The organism is Dactylosporangium sp. NPDC006015, assembly GCF_040614215.1.
GTDB lineage: Bacteria > Actinomycetota > Actinomycetes > Mycobacteriales > Micromonosporaceae > Dactylosporangium > Dactylosporangium maewongense.
The window spans coordinates 1-2,502 of record NZ_JBEXUD010000113.1; the positions used below are offsets into that span (position 1 = coordinate 1).

Here is a 2,502-nt window from a genome sequence, read left to right on the forward strand (position 1 = left end):
GGTCCCGTCGGCTGTCGTGGCCCTGGATGAGCTTCCGTTGACCGTCAACGGGAAGCTGGACCGCAAGGCGCTGCCCGCCCCCGACTTCGCCGCGGTGGCTGGGGCTGGGCGGGGTCCGGCGACCGTGCGGGAAGAGCTGCTGTGCCAGGCGTTCGCTGAGGTGCTCGGCCTGGATGCGGTCGGCGTCGACGACGACTTCTTCGCCCTCGGCGGCCACTCCCTCCTCGCCGTGCGCCTGGTGGAGTGGCTGCGAACGCGTGGAGTCTCGGTAGCGGTGCGCGCCCTGTTCGACTCCCCGACGCCGGCCGGTCTGGCCGCCGCGGCCGGTGCCGTGACGACCGACATCCCGCCGAACCTCATCCCCGTCGACGCGCAGGAAATCACCCCGTGGATGCTGCCGCTGGTCGACCTGACCGAGGCGGAGATCGAGGCCGTCGCCGGCACGGTGGACGGCGGCGCGGCCAACGTCGCCGACATCTACCCTCTCGCCCCGCTACAGGAAGGCCTGCTGTACCACCACCTCCTCGCCGACGGTGGCGACGACCTCTACGCCGTCCCCCGGGTCTTCGAACTGCCCGGCCGGTCCGCCCTCGACGCCTTCACAGCCGCACTGCAGCAGATCGTCGACCGGCACGACGTGTTCCGCACGTCCGTGGTGTGGGCCGGACTGCGGGAGCCGGTCCAGGTGGTGTGGCGCACGGCGACCCTGCCGGTCGCGGTGGCCGGCATCGCGCCCGACGCGCCCGACCCGGCAGCGGCCCTCGTGACCGCGGCCGGGCTGTCGATGGACCTCGGGCGTGCCCCGCTGGTCGACGTGCACGTGGCCGAGCGGCCCGGCGGCCGGTGGCTGGCCATGGTGCGAATCCACCACCTCGTCCAGGACCACACCGCCATCGAGATCGTCTACGACGAGGTCCGGACCATCATGGCCGGTCGCACCGGCGACCTGAACCCGCCGATGCCGTTCCGGAACTTCGTCGCCCAGACGCGATCCGGGCTCAGCGCCGAGGAACACGAACGGTTCTTCCGTGAACTCCTCGCGGGCATCGACGAACCAACCGCGGCGTTCGGCGTCAGCACCGCGCGCGGCGACGGCTCCGCGGTGAGCGGCGCCGTCGGGAACGTGCCCGACGAGCTGAGCGCGCGGCTGCGGGAGGTCTCCCGGCGGCTCGGCGCCAGCCCCGCGACGGTCATGCACGTGGCCTGGTCCCGGGTCCTCGCCGCGGTCTCGGCCCGCGAAGACGTCGTGTTCGGGACCTTGCTGTTCGGACGGATGAACGCGGGCGCCGGCGCGGACCGGGTCCCGGGCCTCTTCATCAACACCCTGCCCGTGCGGGTGCGCACCGGCGACCTCGACGTCGTCGACGCGGTCACCGCCATGCGCGGCCAACTGGCCGGCCTTCTGGAGCACGAACACACCCCGCTGGTCGTGGCCCAGGGCGCGAGCGGCGTGCCGGCCGGCGTGCCCCTGTTCAACACCCTCTTCAACTACCGCCACAACGAACCCGGCCGGCCACAGCCAGACGCGCCCACAGGCGACCCCGGGGTGCGGCAGCTCCTCGTTCGTGAACGGACGAACTACCCGCTCACGGTGGCCGTCGATGACGACGGTGTCGGGTTCGGCCTGATGGTCGACGCGCTCGCCCCGATCGATCCGCAGTCGGTGGTCACATTGATGGCGACCGTGGTCGCGGGTCTGGTGCCGGCACTGGAGGCCGGCCTCGACGGCGGTGCCCGCACGCCGCTGTCCGCGGTGCCGGTGCTCGGCGGGACCGACCTGACCCGGATGCTGACGGCCTGGAACGACACTGGGTCGGTGGTGGCGGACGCCACCGTGCCGGAGTTGTTCGCGGCGCAGGTGGCGCGGACTCCGGATGCGCCGGCGGTGGTGCACGGTGGCGTGACGGTGTCGTATCGGGAGCTCGACGCTCGGGCGAATCGTCTTGCCCGGCTTCTGGTGGCTCGTGGGGTGCACCCGGAGTCGGTGGTGGGTGTGCGGCTGCCGCGTGGGGTGGACCTGATCGTCGCGTTGTTGGCGGTATGGAAGGCGGGCGGTGCGTATCTGCCGATCGATCCGGCGTTGCCGGCTGAGCGGGTGGCGTTGATGGTGGCGGACGCGGCCGCGGTGTGTGTCGTGGATGATGCGGCTGCGGAGTCGATGTCTGATGCCCCGTTCGGTGTGCGGGTGGGTGTGGATTGTGCGGCGTATGTGATGTTCACGTCGGGGTCGACCGGTGCCCCGAAGGGTGTGGTGGTCACGCACCGGAATGTGGTCGCCCTGTTCGCCGCGACCCGGGGAGTGTTCAACTTCGGAAACGATGACGTATGGACGTGGTTCCATTCGTTCGCGTTTGATTTCTCGGTGTGGGAGTTGTGGGGGGCGTTGCTGCACGGCGGTCGGGTGGTCGTGGTGCCGTTTGAGGTGTCGCGGTCTCCGGAGGAGTTCTGGGATCTTCTGGAGCGGGAGCGGGTGACGGTGTTGTCGCAGACGCCGTCGGCGTT

The 2,502-nt window shown here is 71.1% G+C and carries 1 protein-coding gene; it reads left to right on the forward strand.

Annotated elements, in window-relative coordinates; genetic code table 11:
• Nucleotides 1-37 precede the first annotated feature (37 nt).
• Nucleotides 38-2,502, forward strand: a 2,465-nt coding sequence (locus tag ABZ321_RS58150; protein WP_354905683.1) for an AMP-binding protein, incomplete at its 3' end; no start/stop codon positions are given.